The organism is Nonlabens dokdonensis DSW-6, from assembly GCF_000332115.1.
Lineage (GTDB): Bacteria > Bacteroidota > Bacteroidia > Flavobacteriales > Flavobacteriaceae > Nonlabens > Nonlabens dokdonensis.
In genome coordinates this window covers 2,278,241-2,302,583 of the sequence record NC_020156.1, presented here as the reverse complement: position 1 = coordinate 2,302,583, position 24,343 = coordinate 2,278,241, and the positions used below count along the sequence as shown (strand labels likewise).

The 24,343-nt window shown below is 38.6% G+C and carries 14 protein-coding genes (1 of these 14 only partly in view); 6 read left to right on the top strand and 8 right to left on the bottom strand.

The genetic code is table 11. From position 1 onward, the window contains the following. Nucleotides 1-88: 88 nt before the first annotated feature. Complete coding sequence (locus DDD_RS09995; RefSeq protein WP_015362719.1) at nt 89-1,096, bottom strand: 3-oxoacyl-ACP synthase III family protein; 1,008 nt, start codon at nt 1,094-1,096, stop codon at nt 89-91. 75 nt (nt 1,097-1,171) lie between these two features. Between DDD_RS09995 and DDD_RS09990 the strand changes: the two genes are divergently transcribed. From DDD_RS09990 to DDD_RS09970, 5 genes are all read left to right on the top strand, one after another. Next, on the top strand, nt 1,172-1,774 hold the full coding sequence (locus DDD_RS09990) for an alpha-ketoglutarate-dependent dioxygenase AlkB family protein (protein WP_015362718.1): 603 nt from the start codon (nt 1,172-1,174) through the stop codon (nt 1,772-1,774). 234 nt (nt 1,775-2,008) lie between these two features. Beyond that, a complete protein-coding gene (locus DDD_RS09985) occupies nt 2,009-2,350 on the top strand; it encodes a TIGR03643 family protein (RefSeq protein WP_015362717.1) in 342 nt (113 codons plus the stop codon). Nucleotides 2,351-2,379: 29 nt separating this feature from the next. Beyond that, nucleotides 2,380-3,390 carry an alpha/beta hydrolase gene (locus DDD_RS09980; RefSeq protein WP_015362716.1) on the top strand — a complete coding sequence of 337 codons (1,011 nt, stop codon included), beginning with the start codon at nt 2,380-2,382 and terminating at the stop codon, nt 3,388-3,390. An 89-nt stretch (nt 3,391-3,479) separates the two neighbouring features. Continuing rightward, nucleotides 3,480-4,808: a DUF819 family protein gene (locus DDD_RS09975; RefSeq protein WP_015362714.1), complete on the top strand. Its 1,329-nt coding sequence runs from the start codon at nt 3,480-3,482 to the stop codon at nt 4,806-4,808. Nucleotides 4,809-4,868: 60 nt separating this feature from the next. Then, nucleotides 4,869-5,579, top strand: a complete 711-nt coding sequence (locus DDD_RS09970; RefSeq protein ID WP_015362713.1) for a DUF4369 domain-containing protein — start codon at nt 4,869-4,871, stop codon at nt 5,577-5,579. Here the strand turns inward: DDD_RS09970 and DDD_RS09965 are convergent. The 4 genes from DDD_RS09965 to DDD_RS09950 form a co-directional block, all read right to left on the bottom strand. Further along, on the bottom strand, nt 5,574-5,837 hold the full coding sequence (locus tag DDD_RS09965) for a hypothetical protein (RefSeq protein WP_015362712.1): 264 nt from the start codon (nt 5,835-5,837) through the stop codon (nt 5,574-5,576). The genes DDD_RS09970 and DDD_RS09965 overlap by 6 nt on opposite strands. 129 nt (nt 5,838-5,966) lie before the next feature. Beyond that, on the bottom strand, nt 5,967-6,377 hold the full coding sequence (locus DDD_RS09960) for a 6-pyruvoyl trahydropterin synthase family protein (RefSeq protein WP_015362711.1): 411 nt from the start codon (nt 6,375-6,377) through the stop codon (nt 5,967-5,969). Further along, nucleotides 6,374-6,886: an isopentenyl-diphosphate Delta-isomerase gene (gene idi, locus DDD_RS09955; RefSeq protein WP_041567083.1), complete on the bottom strand. Its 513-nt coding sequence runs from the start codon at nt 6,884-6,886 to the stop codon at nt 6,374-6,376. The genes DDD_RS09960 and idi overlap by 4 nt, the downstream gene beginning before the upstream one ends. Before the next feature lie 155 nt (nt 6,887-7,041). Further along, nucleotides 7,042-8,061: a LacI family DNA-binding transcriptional regulator gene (locus DDD_RS09950; protein ID WP_015362709.1), complete on the bottom strand. Its 1,020-nt coding sequence runs from the start codon at nt 8,059-8,061 to the stop codon at nt 7,042-7,044. 349 nt (nt 8,062-8,410) lie between these two features. On the opposite strand from DDD_RS09950, the gene DDD_RS09945 reads away from it, so the two are divergent. Then, nucleotides 8,411-10,018 (top strand): peptide chain release factor 3, encoded by a 1,608-nt coding sequence (locus DDD_RS09945; protein ID WP_015362708.1) that lies wholly within the window; start codon nt 8,411-8,413, stop codon nt 10,016-10,018. A 94-nt stretch (nt 10,019-10,112) separates the two neighbouring features. Here the strand turns inward: DDD_RS09945 and DDD_RS09940 are convergent, their stop codons facing one another. The 3 genes in view from DDD_RS09940 to DDD_RS17860 are tightly spaced (at most 51 nt apart) and all read right to left on the bottom strand, a layout consistent with a single transcriptional unit that may run on beyond the window. Further along, a complete protein-coding gene (locus DDD_RS09940; protein WP_015362707.1) occupies nt 10,113-12,107 on the bottom strand; it encodes an OmpA family protein in 1,995 nt (664 codons plus the stop codon). A 16-nt stretch (nt 12,108-12,123) separates the two neighbouring features. Continuing rightward, complete coding sequence (locus tag DDD_RS09935) at nt 12,124-13,059, bottom strand: PorP/SprF family type IX secretion system membrane protein (protein WP_015362706.1); 936 nt, start codon at nt 13,057-13,059, stop codon at nt 12,124-12,126. A gap of 51 nt (nt 13,060-13,110) precedes the next feature. After that, nucleotides 13,111-24,343, bottom strand: the end of a protein-coding gene (locus DDD_RS17860; RefSeq protein WP_015362705.1) for a Calx-beta domain-containing protein. 17,513 nt of this gene lie beyond the right edge of the window; 11,233 of the gene's 28,746 nt are visible here — the last part of the coding sequence; its start codon lies off the right edge, out of view; it ends in the stop codon at nt 13,111-13,113.

Sequence of the window (24,343 nt, the reverse complement as noted above, 5' to 3'; positions counted from 1 at the left end):
TTATTCAAATACCGATTCTATCAATCATGTCAATTATTCACAGTTGAGGACTTGAGTCCGCACCTGTGAAAGTGAAAGTGAATACGTATTACCACTTCATAATCGCACTACCCCAAGTAAACCCACTACCGAAGGCTGCCAAAACAACGGTATCGCCTTCTTTTATCTTACCATCTTCCCATGCTTCACAAAGGGCGATAGGAATAGAAGCCGCTGTAGTGTTACCATATCGCTGGATATTATTGTAAACTTGATCGTCTGTTAATTGAAATTTCTTCTGGATAAATTGAGAAATACGCAAGTTAGCTTGATGTGGCACCAGCATATCAATATCACTTACTTCTAGCTGGTTGGTTTGTAAACCTTCCATAATTACCTCACTGAAACGTCGTACTGCATTTTTGAATACAAACTGACCGTTCATATAAGGATAATAAGGAATATCTTCTTGCGGATTCTCCTCTATAATTTGAGGAACCCAATGATTAGTTGATGGTCCTTTCAATGATAATTCTAGCGCGTGTTCTCCTTCACTATGTAAATGTGTAGAAAGAATTCCGTGACCTTCTTTTTCTGATCGTGAAACTACCGCTGCTCCTGCTCCATCCCCAAAAATTACCGTTACACCACGGCCGCGAGTAGAAAAATCCAGTCCACCACTATGGTTTTCTGATCCTATCACAAGAACGTTTTTATACATTCCAGTTTTTATAAATTGGTCTGCGACAGAAAGTGCATATATAAAACCACTACACTGATTACGCACATCAAGCGCTGGACAAGTATGAATATCCATAAGATTTTGAACCTGCACACCACAACCAGGGAAATAATAATCTGGTGATAATGTCGCAAAAACGATCATATCGATGTCGTCCTTAGAAACTTTTGCTCGTTCCAGAGCGATTTCGGCAGCTTTTACTCCCATGATAGCAGTAGAATTACCATCACCTTTTTTAATATGGCGGCGCTCTTTTATACCGGTGCGTTCTTGGATCCAGGCATCGTTAGTATCCATTACTTTAGAAAGATCGTCATTAGTAACGACGTTTTCTGGAACATATTTACCCATTCCAGTGATACGAGAAGTATACATAAATAAATTTTAATTAGATGCAAGATACGCCCCAATCATAGTATATTGCTAGCAGTACACGATATTTTGATATGCATGCATAGTAAGTTATTTCCAGATTCTTTTCCTAAGATACCAGACGCTACTGTAGAATATGATGGTTCTTTTTACGCTTTCGCGAAAGCGGAACATTTAAAAGACACTTTGTTAGAAGAAACCCCATGGAGACAAAACGAAATCAAACTATTTGGTAAAACACATAACGAACCAAGGCTCACACAGTTATATGGCGACGAAGGACTAGATTACGGTTATAGCGGTATCAAATTCAAAGCTTTGCCGTGGACAGAAACTCTAGCACAAATCAAAGCCGACGTAGAAAAAGCAGCAGGAGCTGAGTTCAACGTCTGTTTACTTAACCAGTACCGCACCGGTCAAGATTCTAACGGCTGGCATGCAGACAACGAACCAGAGTTAGGACAAAATCCCACTATTGCTTCTGTAAGCCTAGGTCAAGATCGGTTTTTTCATTTAAGACATAATGAAAATAAAGACTGGAAATTTAAATTTTTATTAGAAAACGGCAGTTTGTTATTAATGAAAGATCAAACTCAACATACCTATAAACACCAGATTGCAAAAACAAAAAGGGAAATAGATTTACGTATCAATTTGACTTTTAGAAAGGTGGTTAAGTGAATAATAGAAATATTCTTGATATAGAAAAACCTGCATCGAAAACACACTTTGTCCTAGCAGACATTTTCCTCGAGGGAAAACCAAGCTAAAAAGCTATATCGTTAAAATTGTTCATCACCCATGGTACCGTTTTCCCTCGAGGGAAAATAAGAATTGGGTGTTGGTGATGCTAGTTCAAACTAAAATCTGCAATTGTCATTCTGTTAATTCATTTATAAATACGTTGCTATTTAATTGAAATTTGTAATTATTGCGATCGTAAACGACTTTACTATTATGGCTAGAAAAAGAGCAAAAGACATTTTAGAAAATTTGAACGATCGCCAGATAGACCGTATTATAGAAATGGGTTGGGAAGATCGCACTCCTTTTGATGCGATTGAAGCGCAATTTGGTGTGACAGAAAAAGAAGTGATCATGATCATGCGCAGCGAGATGAAAGAAAGCAGTTTCAGAATGTGGCGTGAACGTGTACAAGGTCGTGCTACAAAACACCGTGCGCAACGTGATCCAGAAATGAGCCGTTTTAAATGTTCTATGCAGCGATCTACAGGTAATAAGATCGCCAAGAGATAAAGCTCACTTTTTTTACTAGATTATTTACAATGGCATACGTATTGCCTAGATTTGAACGTTGTTATTTAGACCCAACTCAAATCATGAAAAAGTTACTTTTACTTTTATTTCTTTTACCATTTGCTACTTACGCACAAGATCCATTTTCTAAGCAATCGGTTCAAAAAACTGTAGAAAATCTAACGATATTAAATATCAGTGAGAGTATTAAAGGCACCATTCTAACGCCTAAAGATTCTAAGAAAAACCCAGTTCCATTAGTTATTATAGTAGGCGATCAAGGCGCGATAGATCGCAATGGTAATGAACCTAGAACCAGAAGCAATGCCTACCAACAACTAGCGGACTCGCTCTTATCTAATGGAATTGCTACTTATCGTTATGACAAGCGCATTTTTACCCAAATGAAAAATCGCAAACCTAGCGATAAAACGCTATTTAGTGACTATATCATCGATGCAAAAGAAGTTGTTTCCTATTTCAAAAACGATAAGCGATTTTCAAAAATCTACATTGCCGGTCACGGACAAGGTTCTTTAGTAGGAATGCTAGCCGTTAATGAGCACATCGATGGATTCATTTCTTTAAATGGCGCAGGACAATCTATTGATGCGTTGATTGTACAACAAATTTCAAAACAACAACCTGGTCTCGATAAAGTAGCCGCAGAAACTTTTGAAAGAGTAAAAAAATCTGAAAAGCCAGTAATTGCTATTGAGCGCGACTTATATCCTATTATCGGTCCACGAGTGCAACCGTTTATGAAATCCTGGATGAAGTATAATCCAGCTGAAGAAATTCAAAAACTGCAAATCCCAGTAGTGATCATTAATGGTTCTAGAAATCGCATGAGCAATCCCACAGAAGCACAACTATTAAAAGATACCGCTCCTAATGCAACTTTAGAAATTATCGAAAATATGAATCATGTTCTCAAAATAGTAGGAGATGATGAAATAGAAGCCTCTAAAAGTAAAATCAATCCCAACTTTCCTTTAAGCACCAGACTTGTTGAGCTTATAGTGGGCTTCGTAAAATAAGCTGTAATAAATCCGCTTTCGCGAAAGCGAAACTTTCACAAACAACTTCATATAAAATTGTATTTTGCAGCACATCAAAATAGAAATATATGATTTTTCAAGAGGTAGCAGAGAAGGTAAAAGACTCCACACCGTTTATTACCGATGACACTATAGTTTTTGGACTATTAATGATATGTCTAGCTCTAGTATTCTATTCTTCTTCAATGAAAGAAGGTTTTTGGTCTAAATTTTATAAAATAGTTCCTGCACTTTTGATGTGTTATTTATTACCATCTATTTTAAGCTCTTTGGGAATTATTGCACCAGAATGGAAAACTGTTGCAGAAGATGGAACAGTAACAGAAGCTAGTTCTTCTCTTTATTATATGGCATCGCGTTACCTGTTGCCAGCAGCTTTGGTTTTAATGACACTTTCCATAGATTTAAAAGCCGTTTTTAATCTTGGACCAAAGGCGTTAATTATGTTTTTGACTGGTACCATAGGAATTGTCATCGGTGGCCCGATAGCTATTCTTATAGTTGGTTCTTTTTCTCCAGAAACTGTGGGCGGCGAAGGCTTTGATGCTGTATGGCGAGGGCTTTCTACTCTTGCTGGAAGCTGGATAGGTGGCGGCGCAAATCAAACAGCCATGTTAGAAGTATATCAATTTAATCAAGCTAAATATGGTGGAATGGTTCTTGTCGATATAGTTGTAGCCAATTTATGGATGGGTATTTTACTTTTTGGAATAGGAAAAGCTGCAAAAATAGATCGCTGGTTTGGTGCCGATAGTACAGCCATTGAAGATCTCAAAAAACGTGTATCTGATTATACAGAAAGTGTGAAACGTGAAGCAACATTTACTGATAATATGGTGATGTTAGGAATTGGCTTTGGTACGGTTGCCATTGCTCATTTTGGAGCAAATTATTTATCAGAAGCAATGAGCGGTATGGATGCCATTGCAAAAAACATTTATTTAAGCTTTCTAACCAGCCAGTTTTTCTGGATGATTTCTATTGCTACACTAATCGGTATAACACTATCATTCACTCCTGCAAAAAGTTATGAAGGAACCGGAGCAAGTAAAATAGGTAGTATTTTTATCTACGTTTTAGTAGCTACCATAGGAATGAAAATGGATCTAACTCAAATAGTTGAAAATCCGTTATTGATTCTTGTGGGTATTATATGGATGGCGATTCATGCTGGTCTACTGATACTGGTTGCAAAACTTACTAAATCACCTTATTTCTTTCTCGCTGTAGGCTCTCAAGCAAATGTAGGTGGTGCTGCAAGTGCACCTATTGTCGCAGCAGAGTTTCATCCTTCACTTACTAGTGTAGGAGTTTTACTAGCCGTTTTTGGTTATGTAGTAGGAACTATAGGAGCAATTGCATGTACCATTTTAATGCAAATCGTAGCTACTTCGTAAGGATTTTACCTTCTTAAATTAAAAGATAAAATGCATATTTGCAGCCGTAAAATTTTAGCCATGAAAAAAGTACTTTTCTTTCTTATCGTCATAATTGCTGTAGCATCTTGCAGTGAACCTAATTCCAGCAACTTCTCAGTTTCAGGAACGATAGATGGGGTTAAGGTGGGAAAGATTTTTTTAGAACGTTTCCAAGATAGTGTTTTAGTTGACGTAGATTCTGTAGAATTTAATGGCAACTCTGATTATTCATTAACAACTGATATTAGTGGACCTGAGTTGCTGTACCTTCATCTAGATGTGAAGGATGGTAGAGAGTTCAATGATCGTTTTCTATTTTTTGCAGAAGACACATTAATGACCATCAACTCCACACTTGAACAATTTGAAAAAGATGCCGTGATAACTGGTTCTAAAAATCAAGATATTTACCAAGTTTTTAAAGAGAATAATGACAAGCTTAATAAAGTCTATACCAACATCGTAAAAAGAAGTATGTCACTTACTGATGAAACTAGAACTCCAGAAATAGCTGATTCTATAGAAAATGCGTACGATAAATACCTGAAGAGAAAGGTACTGTATGCCATCAACTATGCACAGTTGCATAAGGACAAGGAAGTTGCACCCTATATTTTAGTAACTGAAGCTAGCGAGGCAAATCCTGCTTTGTTAGATAGCGTATTTCAAAAAATGCCAAAAAAAATACAGACAACTGTTTACGGGAAACAATTGTCTGCATTAATTGATAAGAATAAAAGTAGCTTATAAAGCGTTAACGCGTTCTATAAGTGCTTTTCCTTTAGTTTCTAAATCAGCACGTACTGCTTTAATGTGTGCTTTGCGATTTTCTACTTTACGATCGTTAACACGAGCGATTAACTCGTCAAATGTATCTATAGAATCGTCTACTACCTTTTCAGAAGCTTCTGTTTTTTCAGGGTTTGCTGCCTGTGTGATCAAAGCAGCCTCTATGATATCTCCTAATACGTAATTGATATCTTGTTTCAGATCTCTAATACTTGCCATAATAATTTAATTTGCTGCAAAAATAGTGAATAAAAGAGATACAGATTAAATTATTCTATGCTAAGAAATAATTCTAAATTGAATAGCAATATTGGTAGGTATCTCGCTTTCGCGAAAGCGTTACACTTATTATTCTCCTCTATAAACTACAAAATTGCGTTCTGTTTCAAAAAGTTTAATTTCTAAATCATATTTAGGATCTAACTTAGCTTTTACTTTATTGTAAATAACGAAGGCAATATTTTCTGCAGTAGGATTGAGGTTTGCAAATTCTGGGACCTGCTTATTAAGATTTTTATGATCAAAGGCATCTTCTACCTCTTCCTTGATAATATCTTTGAGAATTTTAAGATCAATTAAATAGCCTGTTTCTGGGTCCACTTCTCCTGTAACTCCTACTTCTAAGTCGTAATTATGCCCGTGAAAATGTGGGTTATTGCATTTTCCAAAAATTTGCTGATTCTTTTCATCGCTCCAGTCTTCTCGGTGTAAACGGTGCGCAGCATTAAAATGGGCTTTACGGTAGGCAGTTAATCTCATGATATGTGGGAATAATATTTTTCAAAAATAATTTTAAACCATTCGGTATAAATATCTGGCTGGCGCTCCATATCGTCTTTGATATCTTGAGCAGTCATCCATTTGTAAGAAGCAACTTCGTCTGGATTAATATTAGGAGCATCGTTATATTGCCCTATCATCACATGATCAAGCTCGTGCTCTGTAAGCCCGTTATCAAATGGTGCAATGTAGATAAAGTGAAACAGCTCTTCTAACTCTGTTACAAAACCCATTTCTTCCATGAGCCTGCGTTTACCAGCCTCAATATTTGTTTCTCCTTCACGCTGGTGGCTGCAACAAGTATTAGTCCATAATCCAGGAGAATGATATTTACCCAAAGCGCGCTGTTGTAACATGATTTCGTTTTTATCATTTACTACAAAAACAGAAAAAGCTCTATGTAATAAAGCTTTTTCATGCGCCTCAATTTTTTCCATAAGACCAACTTGCTCGTCGTTCTCGTTTACTAAAATAACTTGTTCGATAATTTCTAAAATTTATAAACCAAAAGTACAAAAGGAAATGAACTGATTCCTTAAACATTTATTAAGTAGTTAAAACCATTTATAATTACAGATCAACTGATTTATTTTTCAATAAAATCAAATGAAAATTGAAATAATTAATTGCAAAATGCTTTAAACTATGAAACAGGCAAGGTCGTACCTCTTAATTCTATACTATAATTTATGGTAACCGTTTTTGTGTTTCCTTTAGTCTTATTTTCTAAACGTTCCACCAGCATTTTTACAGACTCCTGCCCTATTTCTTCAGCATACTGAGCTACTGTGGAAAGTGGCGGATATGATAAATGCGAGATTTTATTTGAAGAAAAACCTATTACAGACAAATCATTAGGAATTGTTCTTCCTAATCGCTGCGCTATATTTACTGACATTACACCGCTTATATTATCAATACAAAGAAGACCATCCATGTCTTTATGTTCAGTGATTATTTTTTCAAGCTGATCGTTCAATAACTCTTGATCGTCGTCTACTTCAATCACAATAGGATCGGCAGTATAGGAATCATGTTTTTCTAAGGCTTTTTTATATCCTAGCACTCTCAATTTCCCAACGCTCAATTCTCCTAAACTATTAACCAAAACTATTTTTTTACGACCTTCCTTAATTAAGGTTTCTGTAGCTTTGAAAGCAGCGTTAAAATCATCGATGATTACCTTATCACAATCGACATCATTTGCCACGCGATCAAACATTACAATAGGCACATCTTGATTGATTGTTTCTTTAAGGTGTTTTACCTCTCCTTTAGACTGCGTTTCTTCAGACACTGACATAATAAATCCATCTACACTACCATTTGCTAATAAATGAAGACTGTTATTTTCTTTTTCAAAAGTCTCATTAGACAAGCAAGTGATGATATTATAACCTAAAGCGGTAGATTCTTGTTCTATTCCATAAAGTATACGAGCAAAGAACGTATTTAAAATATCTGGAATAATGACTCCTATGGTTTTAGTCTTTCTGTTCTTGAGACTTAAGGCAAGAGTATTAGGTCTATAATTTAGTTCTTTAGCGATTTCCTTTACACGAGTTATCGTGTCTTTACTTATTTCTGGACTGTCTTTCAAGGCTTTAGAAACTGTAGAAACAGATACACCCAGCGTTGCTGCAAGATCTTTAAGAGTTATCATAATTTGCTAGTTTTAGGATGAAACAAATTGAATTAACAAACATACGCTTCATAAACGTACTAACCATAAAATGATGGAATTACTAATAATTATTTAACAAACCCCTTAAAAAATAAGGCAGATTTACTATTTAATTACTAAATCGTTCTTCTATCCCTAAAATTTTAAAGGGTTGTTCTAGTTTTGTTAAAAATTCCGCTTTCGCGAAAGCGAGAACATCATTATTAATTTACAAAGTAAAAATTTATTTTATTCGGCGTGATTCTAAAAACAATTACAGAGCTGTTCTACAGAAGTCCTTGATAAAACGCTTGATTAGCCTATTTTTGCAAACTGATTTATTATATACATGAAGTTTACAGACGAGATAGCAAGAAGAAGAACTTTTGGGATCGTTTCCCACCCAGATGCTGGTAAGACAACACTTACTGAAAAGTTGCTTTTATATGGAGGCGCCATTCAAGAAGCTGGTGCAGTAAAAAGTAATAAAATTAAAAAAGGTGCCGCCAGTGACTTTATGGAGATAGAGCGCCAGCGTGGTATTTCTGTCGCAACATCTGTACTTGCCTTTGAATATGATGGTAAGAAAATAAATATTCTTGATACTCCTGGTCACAAAGATTTTGCTGAAGATACTTTTAGAACTTTAACTGCAGTAGACAGTGTTATCGTTGTTATTGATGTTGCAAAAGGTGTTGAGGAGCAAACTGAAAAACTGGTGAAGGTTTGTAGGATGCGACAAATACCTATCATCGTTTTTGTAAATAAAATGGACCGTGAAGGTAAAGATGCGTTTGATTTACTAGATGAAATTGAGCAAAAACTAGAGCTGCGAGTAACACCGCTTAGCTTCCCTATCGGGATGGGTTATGATCTTAAAGGAATTTATAATATTCATAGAAAGAATGTCAACCTGTTTACTGGAGCTTCTTCAAAAGACATTCATAGTACTACCGCAATTAGCGATTTAAATGATGAGAAATTAAATCAACTTATAGGTGATCCAGCAGCAGAGACTCTGAGAGAAGAATTAGAATTAGCTACAGGAATCTATCCAGAATTCAATAGACAAGAATACCTTGATGGTGAGTTGCAACCGGTATTTTTTGGTAGTGCCTTACATAATTTTGGTGTAAAAGAGCTTCTAGACGGTTTTATAGAAATAGCACCAGCACCACGAGCAAAAAATGCTGAGGAACGCCTGGTAAAACCTAATGAAAAAGACTTCAGTGGTTTTGTGTTTAAAATCCATGCAAATATGGATCCTAGACATAGAGATAGACTTGCATTTATTAAGATCGTAAGTGGAACCTTTGAGCGTAATAAAGCCTATAAACATGTAAGACTTGATAAAAATTTGAAGTTCTCTAGTCCTAACGCCTTTTTTGCAGAGAAAAAGGAAATAGTAGACGAGTCGTTTCCAGGAGATATTGTAGGACTGCATGATACTGGAAATTTTAAAATAGGTGATACACTCACATCTGGAGAAGAATTGCATTATAAAGGAATTCCTTCTTTCTCGCCAGAACATTTTAGATACATCAACAATGCCGATCCTATGAAGTCTAAGCAACTTGCAAAAGGAATAGACCAATTGATGGATGAAGGTGTAGCACAATTATTCACATTAGAACTTAACGGCCGCAAAGTAATAGGTACAGTAGGTGCCTTACAGTTTGAAGTAATACAGTACCGACTGGAGCATGAGTATGGCGCTACTTGTTCTTACGAGAATTTAAACGTTCATAAAGCATGCTGGGTAGATGGATCTGTTGCAAAACCTGAAGAGATGACTGATTTTAAAAGAGTCAAATCAAAATTTTTATGCAAAGACAAGCGAGGTCAACTGGTGTTTCTAGCCGACTCTTCTTTCTCATTACAAATGACGCAGCAAAAATATCCAAGTATTAAATTTCACTTTATTTCTGAATTTGAACCAGAAGCAAGTCTCAAGTAAATGGAGTCCGGATAGCTATTAAGTATCTTTTGAGCTAAACAAAAAAGGATCTGTACATTGAGAACAGATCCTTTTTTGTAATAATACATTATAATTATTTACAGTCTTTAAATTTTTCTAAACCAGAAACAATGAACTCCGATCTACGATTAAGTTGATGTTGTGCTGCAGTACAAGGAACTCCATTTGAACATTCATTAACTAATCGTGTTTCTCCAAAACCTTTGGCCGTCAATCTAGAGGCGTCTATTCCTTTAGAAACCAGCCAGTTCATAGTACTATTAGCTCTATTATTAGAAAGTGTGACATTATAAGCATCTGGAGCTCTACTATCAGTATGAGATCTAATCTCAACAGTTGTGTCAGGATAAAGTTCCATAAAGGCTTTAATTTTAGCTAGCTCATACTCTGCATCTGGACGAATGTTATATTTATCAAAGTCAAAGTATATTTGCTCTATACCTAACAGCGGTGCAATATCATCACAATCAACAACAGCTATAAGTGTATTTTCAATATCTAGAGGTAAATCTATGAAATCAGATTTATTAGGTGTGGAGAACAATTCCTCGTCAGAGGTATAATCTTCTTTTTCTGCTCTAACAAAATATTGCTTATTACATTCTACTTTGAATGCATATTTACCGTTTTCACTAGTTACAAGTTCGTCAACTTTATTATTATTAGCATCCATAATCATAACAGTAGCTTGATCCATAGGCTCACCAGATCTGCTATCTGTTACAGTTCCTGTCACTAGTATTTCACATGGTACTCTAAGATCTTCTAATTGAATGAATCTATAAATATCATCATCGCCCGATCCTCCAGGACGATTAGAGCTAAAGTAACCAACTTTTGTGTCATCATTTACTATGAAGGCAAAGTCATCATCTGGAGTATTAATAGGTTTACCTATGTTAATTACCTTGCTTGTACTACCATCTGGTTTAATAGAGCTGGCAAATACATCTAATCCACCTAAACCCTGATGACCGGTTGAAGCAAAATAAAGTGTATTGTTTTTGCTGACAAATGGGAAGGTTTCTCTACCAGGTGTATTTACATTTTTCAAGTTTCTTGGCTCACTAAAACCACCATCTTCTAAAATATCTACCACCCAAATATCAGCTTTTGTGAAATCATCATCAATATCATAACCTAATGTCCCAGGCATATCACTACTAAAATATAGTAATTTACCATCTGGACTCAAAGCTGGATGAGCAACAGAGTATTCGTCATTATTAAAAGGAAGAGACACTGGTTTGCTCCATTTGCCATCTTCTTGTTTAAAGGATCTAAAAATTTTCAATTTATTAGTTCCGTCGATATCTTGTCTATAAATACCGTTCTCGTAGTTATTACGTGTGAAGTACATCGTCTCTCCATCAGGACTAATTGCAGGAGTACTTTCATGGTACTTTGTATTTATGCGGCTCGAGAACTTTTTAGGATTACTCAATTTTCCAGTTTCGTCAGCATCTGCAGTGTAAAGTTGTAAGAATGCCTGGCCGTTCCAGGAGTGTCTTCTATTTACAAGAGAACCAGAATCTCTAGAAGTCGCATATACTACTTGATTTTGGGATGCATAAAAAGCAGGACCGAAATCTACGGTATATGTATTAATTTTTTGAGTATTTGCTATTTCAAATCTTCCTGATTGAAAATCTATGATTTGTAAATAATTAGGCTCTTCAGAATATAATTGAGATCTGGAGTCAAATCCTTTGAACGTATTAAATTTTGCCATTAAACGATCTGCCTCATCATAACGATTTACAGATTTAAGGGATTGCGCATACCTGAAAAAGTACTCAGGTTTTACATTTTGCTCATATTGAGCAAATAGCTTTTCATACCACTTATGAGCTTGATTGAGTTCATCATTAAAATAGTAAGTGTCCGCTAATTTAGCAAGAACTTCTGCAGTTGCATAACCGTCCTCGGCTAGTTTGAGATAAATCTTTTGAGCATCTATAAAAGCTAGGGCTTTATATTTTTTGTTTCCTTTGTCTAGATTCTCTTTTTGACCAAAGACAATAGTCGCTGTAAAAAGGAACACAAATATGGATATTTTTTTAAGCATCGTTTTCAGTTGTTTTTTAGAAGAATCTAGGAGTTATAATTCTATCGTAACTATTAAATAATTCAAATCTAAGGAATAGTTCATAACTACCATCATTAAAAACCGCGTTCCCTAACTCTGTAGTTTCTCTATCATATGCAAATCCTATCAAGATTTGATCACTCAATTGAAAACCAACTAGACCAGTAACGGCCGCACTCCATCTATATGCTGCACCTATTGTAAGTTTTTCATTGAATATGAAACTTGCCGTAAGATCGACTTGTAGAGGCGCTCCTTGAACAAGTTTTATCATAGTTGCAGGTTTAAATTTAATATCGTCACTCACATCAAAGACGTATCCTGCTGTACCAAAAATATGCATACGTTCACGAGCTATATAAGTTGCGCTACTTGAATCGTTTCTATCGTCAAAGTGGTCTGTTTGCAATAGATTAGGACTACTCAAACCAAGATAAAACTTTTGTGTATGGTAATATAATCCAAGACCTACAGTAGGTGATAACTTATTCTCTACATTTTCAGTTAATCTTGGGTCGCCCGTGTTGAAAATATTAAGTCTAGTAAAGTCTACATTCAAGACATGAACTCCACCTTTTAAACCAAAACTTAATCGAGCTTCATCTCCTACTGGTATGGTATAACTAAAGTCTGCAGCTACATAAGTTTCATCAGACGGGCCTATTTCATCATTCACGATACTTAATCCTAGACCTACTCTACTATTTGATATAGGTGTGTGAAAGGAAAGTGTTTGCGTGCGAGGTGCCCCATCAAGTCCTACCCATTGACTACGGTGCAATCCTACAATACTTGCAACACCACGATTTCCTGCGTAAGCTGGGTTCACTACAATAGGATTGTAAGCATACTGGCTGTACTGAGGATCCTGTTGTGCTGTTACCGCTTTCGCGAAAGCGAACAATAATAAACAAGTTAATAATTTCTTCATGTCAGATTATTATTAAAACAAGTTCTGCCTGGAATAGGCAGAACTCGAATTTTATCGATTAATATATAAATACCCAGCTTTTCTGATGGTCTGATTTTGATCATCAATATACTCTAGAACATAGAAATAAGTACCTTCCGGCAATTGTTCCCCTTGAGAAACTGTTACTCTACCTTCAGAAAGACCTCGGAAAGCTCTATTTGCATTGTTATAGTTTTCAGCATTATAAACTTCAACACCCCATCTATTAAAGATTTGTACTGTATTCTCAAAGTTTTCAATTCCTTGAAGGAAGAAGAAATCATTTTGAGAATCACCATCAGGTGTTATCGCGTTAAATACTCTTACTACTCTAGGGTCTGCATCTAGATAATCAGGAATTCCATCTCCATCAAAGTCATCACCTATAGGATCTGGCCCTGTTACTATACCATCATTTTCATCATCGATGTCTCTGTAATCTGGTTCACCATCTCGATCTGTGTTGTTAAGATCAAATATAGGGTCATTAACTACAACTATACCGTTAGGATCTTCATAACCGTTCAAGTCTCCGTCAAATGCGTCGTCGATACCGTCCATATCTACATCATTTCCAGAAGGCATAATATCAGCTACACCATCATTGTCAAAGTCAAAACCTTCAGTACTATCTGGCACACCATCATTATCAGAATCGTCATCTAAATAATCTGGCACTCCATCACCATCAAAATCTAGTGGGTCAATACCTTCTCCACTTCCTGGTGTAGTCTCATAGGCATCATCTAGACCATTTCCATCTGAATCAACTCCACTAGGCTCTACATAACCTGCAGATGTTTGAGATTCAACATTATCTGGAATTCCATCTCCATCGGAGTCTTGATCAAACCAATCTGGAATACCATCCCCATCAGAATCTCCTCCACCTTCTAAGACATCCAAGATACCATCATTATCATCATCAATATCATCTACATCTGGTATACCATCCATATCGTTATCTGGCAAGGCTTGATATCCATCATTTGTAGTAGATGTTGTATTACCACCGGTTACAGTAGCGTTTTCAGGATCAGAACCAATTGTTGTAAGTTGGTAATTGACAGGTAAAGTAGATTCATCTATATCTACCGTGTAGTCACCTACAGGAACAGATACTGACCAGTCTCCATTTGCATCTACAGTGGTGTTGAAAGTATTACCAGCTAAATCTGTTATTACCACAACTGTACCAGCTGGGAATAATAAATCTACTGAAGGATCATAAATTCCATCACCATCAATATCCTCAAAAACAAATCCTTCAAGAGTTCCATTACTTACATAACCATTATTCTCTTCAAAAGTATCTGCTCCAGCTACGACTGTTACTGTCGTTGGGTCTGTTCCTTCTGTTTGAACTGCGCCGGCCGGTAAAGTAGTCTCATCAATATCAACTGTTGCATCGCCTGAAGCTACTACCGTGGCAGTATAATCTCCATTTGCATCTGTAACTACTGTCTGCATATTTCCAGCAGAATCGGTGATTACAACGTCTACTCCTGATATCCCTGGCTCACCTGCGTCTTGTACGCCGTTTCCATTTACATCTTCATAAACAACTCCACTTATTGTTCCTGGTACGTTATATCCATTGTTCTCCTCAAAAGTATCTACTCCTGCTACTACTGTTATTGTCGTTGGATCTGTTCCTTCGGTCTGAACTGCACCTGTTGGCAACGTAGTATCATCGATATCTACTGTAGCATTCTGTCCTGCTCTTACCGTAGCACTGTAATCTCCATTTGCATCTGTAACTATGGTCTGAACTAATCCGAAAGTATCTGTTATAATTACACTTACTCCTGATAAGTCTGGTTCTCCAGCATCTTGTACGCCGTTCCCATTCAAGTCGTTATATACATGTCCTGATATCGTTCCTGACTCATTCGGAACTTGATATCCATTATTCTCCTCAAATGTTACAGTACCAACTGTTACTGTTACTACGGTTGGATCTGTTCCTTCCGTCTGAACTGCTCCCGCTGGCAACGTAGTCTCATCTATGTCTACTGTTACAGCACCTGCTAAAACGCTTGCGCTATAATCTCCATTGATATCGGTAACAATCGTCTGAGAAACTCCATTCATATCCGTAATAACTACTGATACTCCTGATAGGTCTAACTCACCAGCATCCTGTACTCCGTTTCCATTTAAATCGTTGTAAACATGTCCTTCTACTATTCCATCTGTTGGAACTGTAAATCCATTGTCTTCTTCAAATGTGCTACTACCTACTGTTACTGTTACTACGGTCGGATCGGTTCCTTCCGTCTGAACTGATCCAGTTGGTAACGTAGTATCATCTACATCTACCGTTACGCTACCTGCTAAAACGCTTGCACTATAATCTCCATTAACATCTGTAACTACTACTTGAGAAACTCCATTCATATCAGTAACAACTACTGATACTCCTGTTAAGTCTGGTTCTCCTGCATCTTGTATGCCGTTTCCATTTAGATCATTATACAAGTGACCTGTTACAACTCCGTTAGTTGGAATCGTAAATCCATTATTCTCTTCAAACGTAGTTGCTCCTACTGTTACTGTTACTACGGTTGGATCGGTTCCTTCCGTCTGAACCGCTCCAGTTGGTAACGTAGTATCATCTACATCTACCGTTACGGTACCTGCTAAAACGCTTGCGCTATAATCTCCATTAACATCTGTAACTACTGTCTGAGAAACTCCATTCATATCCGTAATAACTACTGATACTCCTGATAAGTCCGGCTCACCTGCATCCTGAACGCCATTGCCGTTTACATCATCATATAAATGACCGGTTACTATTCCATTTACCGGAACATTGTATCCATTATTCTCCTCGAAGTTAACTCCTCCTGCTAATACATCCACTACTGTAGGATCAGTACCTTCTGTCAGAACGGATCCTGATGGTAAGGTGGTATCATCTACATCCACTGTCGTTGATCCAGCTGGTACATTTGCAGTATAATCTCCATTGGCATCTGTAATTACTGTCTGAACAATACCGTTTACATCGGTGATAACTACATCTATGCCTACTAAATCTGGCTCTCCTGCATCTTGTACTCCATTACCATTTGTGTCTTCATAAACATGACCTGTTACGCTTCCCTGTACTTGGAATCCATTATTCTCCTCAAAAGTGTCTGCTCCAGCTACTACTGTTACTGTCGTTGGGTCTGTTCCTTCGGTCTGAACTGCGCCGGCCGGTAAAATCGTCTCATCAATATCAACTGTTGCGTCTCCTGATGCTACTACCGTGGCAGTATAATCCCCATTCACATCTGTAACTACTGTCTGCATATTTCCTGCAGAATCGGTGATCACAACATCTACTCCTGATATCCCTGGCTCACCTGCATCTTGTACACCGTTTCCATTTATATCTTCGTAGACAACTCCACTTATTGTTCCTGGTACGTTATATCCATTGTTCTCCTCAAAGGTATCTACTCCTGCTACTACTGTTATTGTCGTTGGATCTGTTCCTTCGGTCTGAACTGCACCTGTTGGCAACGTAGTATCATCGATATCTACTGTAGCATTCTGTCCTGCTCTTACCGTAGCACTGTAATCTCCATTTGCATCTGTAACTATGGTCTGAACTAATCCGAAAGTATCTGTTATAATTACACTTACTCCTGATAAGTCTGGTTCTCCAGCATCTTGTACGCCGTTCCCATTCAAGTCGTTATATACATGTCCTGATATCGTTCCTGACTCATTCGGAACTTGATATCCATTATTCTCCTCAAATGTTACAGTACCAACTGTTACTGTTACTACGGTTGGATCTGTTCCTTCCGTCTGAACTGCTCCCGCTGGCAACGTAGTCTCATCTATGTCTACTGTTACAGCACCTGCTAAAACGCTTGCGCTATAATCTCCATTGATATCGGTAACAATCGTCTGAGAAACTCCATTCATATCCGTAATAACTACTGATACTCCTGATAGGTCTAACTCACCAGCATCCTGTACTCCGTTTCCATTTAAATCGTTGTAAACATGTCCTTCTACTATTCCATCTGTTGGAACTGTAAATCCATTGTCTTCTTCAAATGTGCTACTACCTACTGTTACTGTTACTACGGTCGGATCGGTTCCTTCCGTCTGAACTGATCCAGTTGGTAACGTAGTATCATCTACATCTACCGTTACGCTACCTGCTAAAACGCTTGCACTATAATCTCCATTAACATCTGTAACTACTACTTGAGAAACTCCATTCATATCAGTAACAACTACTGATACTCCTGTTAAGTCTGGTTCTCCTGCATCTTGTATGCCGTTTCCATTTAGATCATTATACAAGTGACCTGTTACAACTCCGTTAGTTGGAATCGTAAATCCATTATTCTCTTCAAACGTAGTTGCTCCTACTGTTACTGTTACTACGGTTGGATCGGTTCCTTCCGTCTGAACCGCTCCAGTTGGTAACGTAGTATCATCTACATCTACCGTTACGGTACCTGCTAAAACGCTTGCGCTATAATCTCCATTAACATCTGTAACTACTGTCTGAGAAACTCCATTCATATCCGTAATAACTACTGATACTCCTGATAAGTCCGGCTCACCTGCATCCTGAACGCCATTGCCGTTTACATCATCATATAAATGACCGGTTACTATTCCATTTACCGGAACATTGTATCCATTATTCTCCTCGAAGTTAACTCCTCCTGCTAATACATCCACTACTGTAGGATCAGTACCTTCTGTCAGAACGGATCCTGATGGTAAGGTGGTATCATCTACATCCACTGTCGTTGATCCAGCTGGTACATTTGCAGTATAATCTCCATTGGCATCTGTAATTACTGTCTGAACAATACCGTTTACATCGGTGATAACTACATCTATGCCTACTAAATCTGGCTCTCCTGCATCTTGTACTCCATTACCATTTGTGTCTTCATAAACATGACCTGTTACGCTTCCCTGTACTTGGAATCCATTATTCTCCTCAAAAGTGTCTGCTCCAGCTACTACTGTTACTGTCGTTGGGTCTGTTCCTTCGGTCTGAACTGCGCCGGCCGGTAAAATCGTCTCATCAATATCAACTGTTGCGTCTCCTGATGCTACTACCGTGGCAGTATAATCTCCATTCACATCTGTAACTACTGTCTGCATATTTCCTGCAGAATCGGTGATCACAACATCTACTCCTGATATTCCTGGCTCACCTGCATCTTGTACACCGTTTCCATTTACATCTTCATAAACAACTCCACTTATTGTTCCTGGTACGTTATATCCATTGTTCTCCTCAAAGGTATCTACTCCTGCTACTACTGTTATTGTCGTTGGATCTGTTCCTTCGGTCTGAACTGCACCTGTTGGCAACGTAGTATCATCGATATCTACTGTAGCATTCTGTCCTGCTCTTACCGTAGCACTGTAATCTCCATTTGCATCTGTAACTATGGTCTGAACTAATCCGAAAGTATCTGTTATAATTACACTTACTCCTGATAAGTCTGGTTCTCCAGCATCTTGTACGCCGTTCCCATTCAAGTCGTTATATACATGTCCTGATATCGTTCCTGACTCATTCGGAACTTGATATCCATTATTCTCCTCAAATGTTACAGTACCAACTGTTACTGTTACTACGGTTGGATCTGTTCCTTCCGTCTGAACTGCTCCCGCTGGCAACGTAGTCTCATCTATGTCTACTGTTACAGCACCTGCTAAAACGCTTGCGCTATAATCTCCATTGATATCGGTAACAATCGTCTGAGAAACTCCATTCATATCCGTAATAACTACTGATACTCCTGATAGGTCTAACTCACCAGCATCCTGTACTCCGTTTCCATTTAAATCGTTGTAAACATGTCCTTCTACTATTCCATCTGTTGGAACTGTAAATCCATTGTCTTCTTCAAATGTGCTACTACCTACTGTTACTGTTACTACGGTCGGATCGGTTCCTTCCGTCTGAACTGATCCAGTTGGTAACGTAGTATCATCTACATCTACCGTTACGCTACCTGCTAAAACGCTTGCACTATAATCTCCATTAACATCTGTAACTACTACTTGAGAAACTCCATTCATATCAGTAACAACTACTGATACTCCTGTTAAGTCTGGTTCTCCTGCATCTTGTATGCCGTTTCCATTTAGATCATTATACAAGTGACCTGTTACAACTCCGTTAGTTGGAATCGTAAATCCATTATTCTCTTCAAACGTAGTTGCTCCTACTGTTACTGTTACTACGGTTGGATCGGTTCCTTCCGTCTGAACCGCTCCAGTTGGTAACGTAGTATCATCTACATCTACCGTTACGGTACCTGCTAAAACGCTTGCGCTATAATCTCCATTAACATCTGTAACTACTGTCTGAGAAACTCCATTCATATCCGTAATAACTACTGATACTCCTGATAAGTCCGGCTCACCTGCATCCTGAACGCCATTGCCGTTTACATCATCATATAAATGACCGGTTACTATTCCATTTACCGGAACATTGTATCCATTATTCTCCTCGAAGTTAACTCCTCCTGCTAATACATCCACTACTGTAGGATCAGTACCTTCTGTCAGAACGGATCCTGATGGTAAGGTGGTATCATCTACATCCACTGTCGTTGATCCAGCTGGTACATTTGCAGTATAATCTCCATTGGCATCTGTAATTACTGTCTGAACAATACCGTTTACATCGGTGATAACTACATCTATGCCTACTAAATCTGGCTCTCCTGCATCTTGTACTCCATTACCATTTGTGTCTTCATAAACATGACCTGTTACGCTTCCCTGTACTTGGAATCCATTATTCTCCTCAAAAGTGTCTGCTCCAGCTACTACTGTTACTGTCGTTGGGTCTGTTCCTTCGGTCTGAACTGCGCCGGCCGGTAAAATCGTCTCATCAATATCAACTGTTGCGTCTCCTGATGCTACTACCGTGGCAGTATAATCCCCATTCACATCTGTAACTACTGTCTGCATATTTCCTGCAGAATCGGTGATCACAACATCTACTCCTGATATCCCTGGCTCACCTGCATCTTGTACACCGTTTCCATTTATATCTTCGTAGACAACTCCACTTATTGTTCCTGGTACGTTATCCGTGATCGTTACTGTTCCACTATCACTTGAATTGCTCGTGTTGCCACTTACAACTGTTCCATTTACATTAAAGTCTTCCGTTGGCTCACCTACATTATCATCCGTGATTGGAATACTAACATTTACTGTGGTTTGTCCTGCTGGAATCGTTGCTGTTACTGTCGTGGTCGTGTAATCTGATGGATCTTCTGCTGTGTTATCTACTGTGGTGATACTTACTACCGTATCTACACTGCTTGGATTATCAATGCTTACTGGTACACTGGCACTTCCACCATCTTCGGCTACTGTTACATCTCCTACACTAAATGCTGGGGTATCGTTATCCGTGATCGTTACTGTTCCACTATCACTTGGGTTGCTCGTGTTGCCACTTACAACTGTTCCATTTACATTAAAGTCTTCCGTTGGCTCACCTACATTATCATCCGTGATTGGAATACTAACATTTACTGTGGTTTGCCCTGCTGGAATCGTTGCTGTTACTGTCGTAGTCGTGTAATCTGATGGATCTTCTGCTGTGTTATCTACTGTAGTGATACTTACTACCGTATCTACACTGCTTGGAGTAGTAATACTTACTGGTACACTGGCACTTCCACCATCTTCGGCTACTGTTACATCTCCTACACTAAATGCTGGGGTATCGTTATCCGTGATCGTTACTGTTCCACTATCACTTGAATTGCTCGTGTTGCCACTTACAACTGTTCCATTTACATTAAAGTCTTCCGTTGGCTCACCTACATTATCATCCGTGATTGGGATACTAACATTTACTGTGGTTTGCCCTGCTGGAATCGTTGCTGTTACTGTCGTGGTCGTGTAATCTGATGGATCTTCTGCTGTGTTATCTACTGTGGTGATACTTACTACCGTATCTACACTGCTTGGATTATCAATGCTTACTGGTACACTGGCACTTCCACCATCTTCGGCTACTGTTACATCTCCTACACTAAATGCTGGGGTATCGTTATCCGTGATCGTTACTGTTCCACTATCACTTGGGTTGCTTGTGTTGCCACTTACAACTGTTCCATTTACATTAAAGTCTTCCGTTGGCTCACCTACATTATCATCCGTGATTGGAATACTAACATTTACTGTGGTTTGTCCTGCTGGAATCGTTGCTGTTACTGTCGTGGTCGTGTAATCTGATGGATCTTCTGCTGTGTTATCTACTGTGGTGATACTTACTACCGTATCTACACTGCTTGGATTATCAATGCTTACTGGTACACTGGCACTTCCACCATCTTCGGCTACTGTTACATCTCCTACACTAAATGCTGGGGTATCGTTATCCGTGATCGTTACTGTTCCACTATCACTTGGATTGCTCGTGTTGCCACTTACAACTGTTCCATTTACATTAAAGTCTTCCGTTGGCTCACCTACATTATCATCCGTGATTGGAATACTAACATTTACTGTGGTTTGTCCTGCTGGAATCGTTGCTGTTACTGTCGTGGTCGTGTAATCTGATGGATCTTCTGCTGTGTTATCTACTGTAGTGATACTTACTACCGTATCTACACTGCTTGGATTATCAATGCTTACTGGTACACTGGCACTTCCACCATCTTCGGCTACTGTTACATCTCCTACACTAAATGCTGGGGTATCGTTATCCGTGATCGTTACTGTTCCACTATCACTTGAATTGCTCGTGTTGCCACTTACAACTGTTCCATTTACATTAAAGTCTTCCGTTGGCTCACCTACATTATCATCCGTGATTGGAATACTAACATTTACTGTGGTTTGTCCTGCTGGAATCGTTGCTGTTACTGTCGTGGTCGTGTAATCTGATGGATCTTCTGCTGTGTTATCTACTGTGGTGATACTTACTACCGTATCTACACTGCTTGGATTATCAATGCTTACTGGTACACTGGCACTTCCACCATCTTCGGCTACTGTTACATCTCCTACACTAAATGCTGGGGTATCGTTATCCGTGATCGTTACTGTTCCACTATCACTTGGGTTGCTCGTGTTGCCACTTACAACTGTTCCATTTACATTAAAGTCTTCCGTTGGCTCACCTACATTATCATCCGTGATTGGAATACTAACATTTACTGTGGTTTGTCCTGCTGGAATCGTTGCTGTTACTGTCGTGGTCGTGTAATCTGATGGATCTTCTGCTGTGTTATCTACTGTGGTGATACTTACTACCGTATCTACACTGCTTGGATTATCAATGCTTACTGGTACACTGGCACTTCCACCATCTTCGGCTACTGTTACATCTCCTACACTAAATGCTGGGGTATCGTTATCCGTGATCGTTACTGTTCCACTATCACTTGGGTTGCTCGTGTTGCCACTTACAACTGTTCCATTTACATTAAAGTCTTCCGTTGGCTCACCTACATTATCATCCGTGATTGGAATACTAACATTTACTGTGGTCTGTCCTGCTGGAATCGTTGCTGTTACTGTCGTGGTCGTGTAATCTGATGGATCTTCTGCTGTGTTATCTACTGTGGTGATACTTACTACCGTATCTACACTGCTTGGATTATCAATGCTTACTGGTACACTGGCACTTCCACCATCTTCGGCTACTGTTACATCTCCTACACTAAATGCTGGGGTATCGTTATCCGTGATCGTTACTGTTCCACTATCACTTGAATTGCTCGTGTTGCCACTTACAACTGTTCCGTTTACATTAAAGTCTTCCGTTGGCTCACCTACATTATCATCCGTGATTGGAATACTAACATTTACTGTGGTTTGTCCTGCTGGAATCGTTGCTGTTACTGTCGTGGTCGTGTAATCTGATGGATCTTCTGCTGTGTTATCTACTGTGGTGATACTTACTACCGTATCTACACTGCTTGGATTATCAATGCTTACTGGTACACTGGCACTTCCACCATCTTCGGCTACTGTTACATCTCCTACACTAAATGCTGGGGTATCGTTATCCGTGATCGTTACTGTTCCACTATCACTTGGGTTGATCGTGTTGCCACTTACAACTGTTCCATTTACATTAAAGTCTTCCGTTGGCTCACCTACATTATCATCCGTGATTGGAATACTAACATTTACTGTGGTTTGCCCTGCTGGGATCGTTGCTGTTACTGTCGTGGTCGTGTAATCTGATGGATCTTCTGCTGTGTTATCTACTGTGGTGATACTTACTACCGTATCTACACTGCTTGGAGTAGTAATACTTACTGGTACCATAGCAACTCCAGAATCCTCAGGTACTATAATGTTTCCAATAAATAATGATATAGCGTCATCATCTAAGATCGTTACTGTTCCACTATCACTTGGGTTGCTCGTGTTGCCACTTACAACTGTTCCATTTACATTAAAGTCTTCCGTTGGCTCACCTACATTATCATCCGTGATTGGAATACTAACATTTACTGTGGTTTGTCCTGCTGGAATCGTTGCTGTTACTGTCGTGGTCGTGTAATCTGATGGATCTTCTGCTGTGTTATCTACTGTGGTGATACTTACTACCGTATCTACACTGCTTGGAGTAGTAATACTTACTGGTACCATAGCAACTCCAGAATCCTCAGGTACTATAATGTTTCCAATAAATAATGATATAGCGTCATCATCTAAGATCGTTACTGTTCCACTATCACTTGGGTTGCTCGTGTTGCCACTTACAACTGTTCCGTTTACATTAAAGTCTTCCGTTGGCTCACCTACATTATCATCCGTGATTGGAATACTAACATTTACTGTGGTTTGTCCTGCTGGAATCGTTGCTGTTACTGTCGTGGTCGTGTAATCTGATGGATCTTCTGCTGTGTTATCTACTGTGGTGATACTTACTACCGTATCTACACTGCTTGGATTATCAATGCTTACTGGTACACTGGCACTTCCACCATCTTCGGCTACTGTTACATCTCCTACACTAAATGCTGGGGTATCGTTATCCGTGATCGTTACTGTTCCACTATCACTTGAATTGCTCGTGTTGCCACTTACAACTGTTCCGTTTACATTAAAGTCTTCCGTTGGCTCACCTACATTATCATCCGTGATTGGAATACTAACATTTACTGTGGTTTGTCCTGCTGGAATCGTTGCTGTTACTGTCGTGGTCGTGTAATCTGATGGATCTTCTGCTGTGTTATCTACTGTGGTGATACTTACTACCGTATCTACACTGCTTGGATTATCA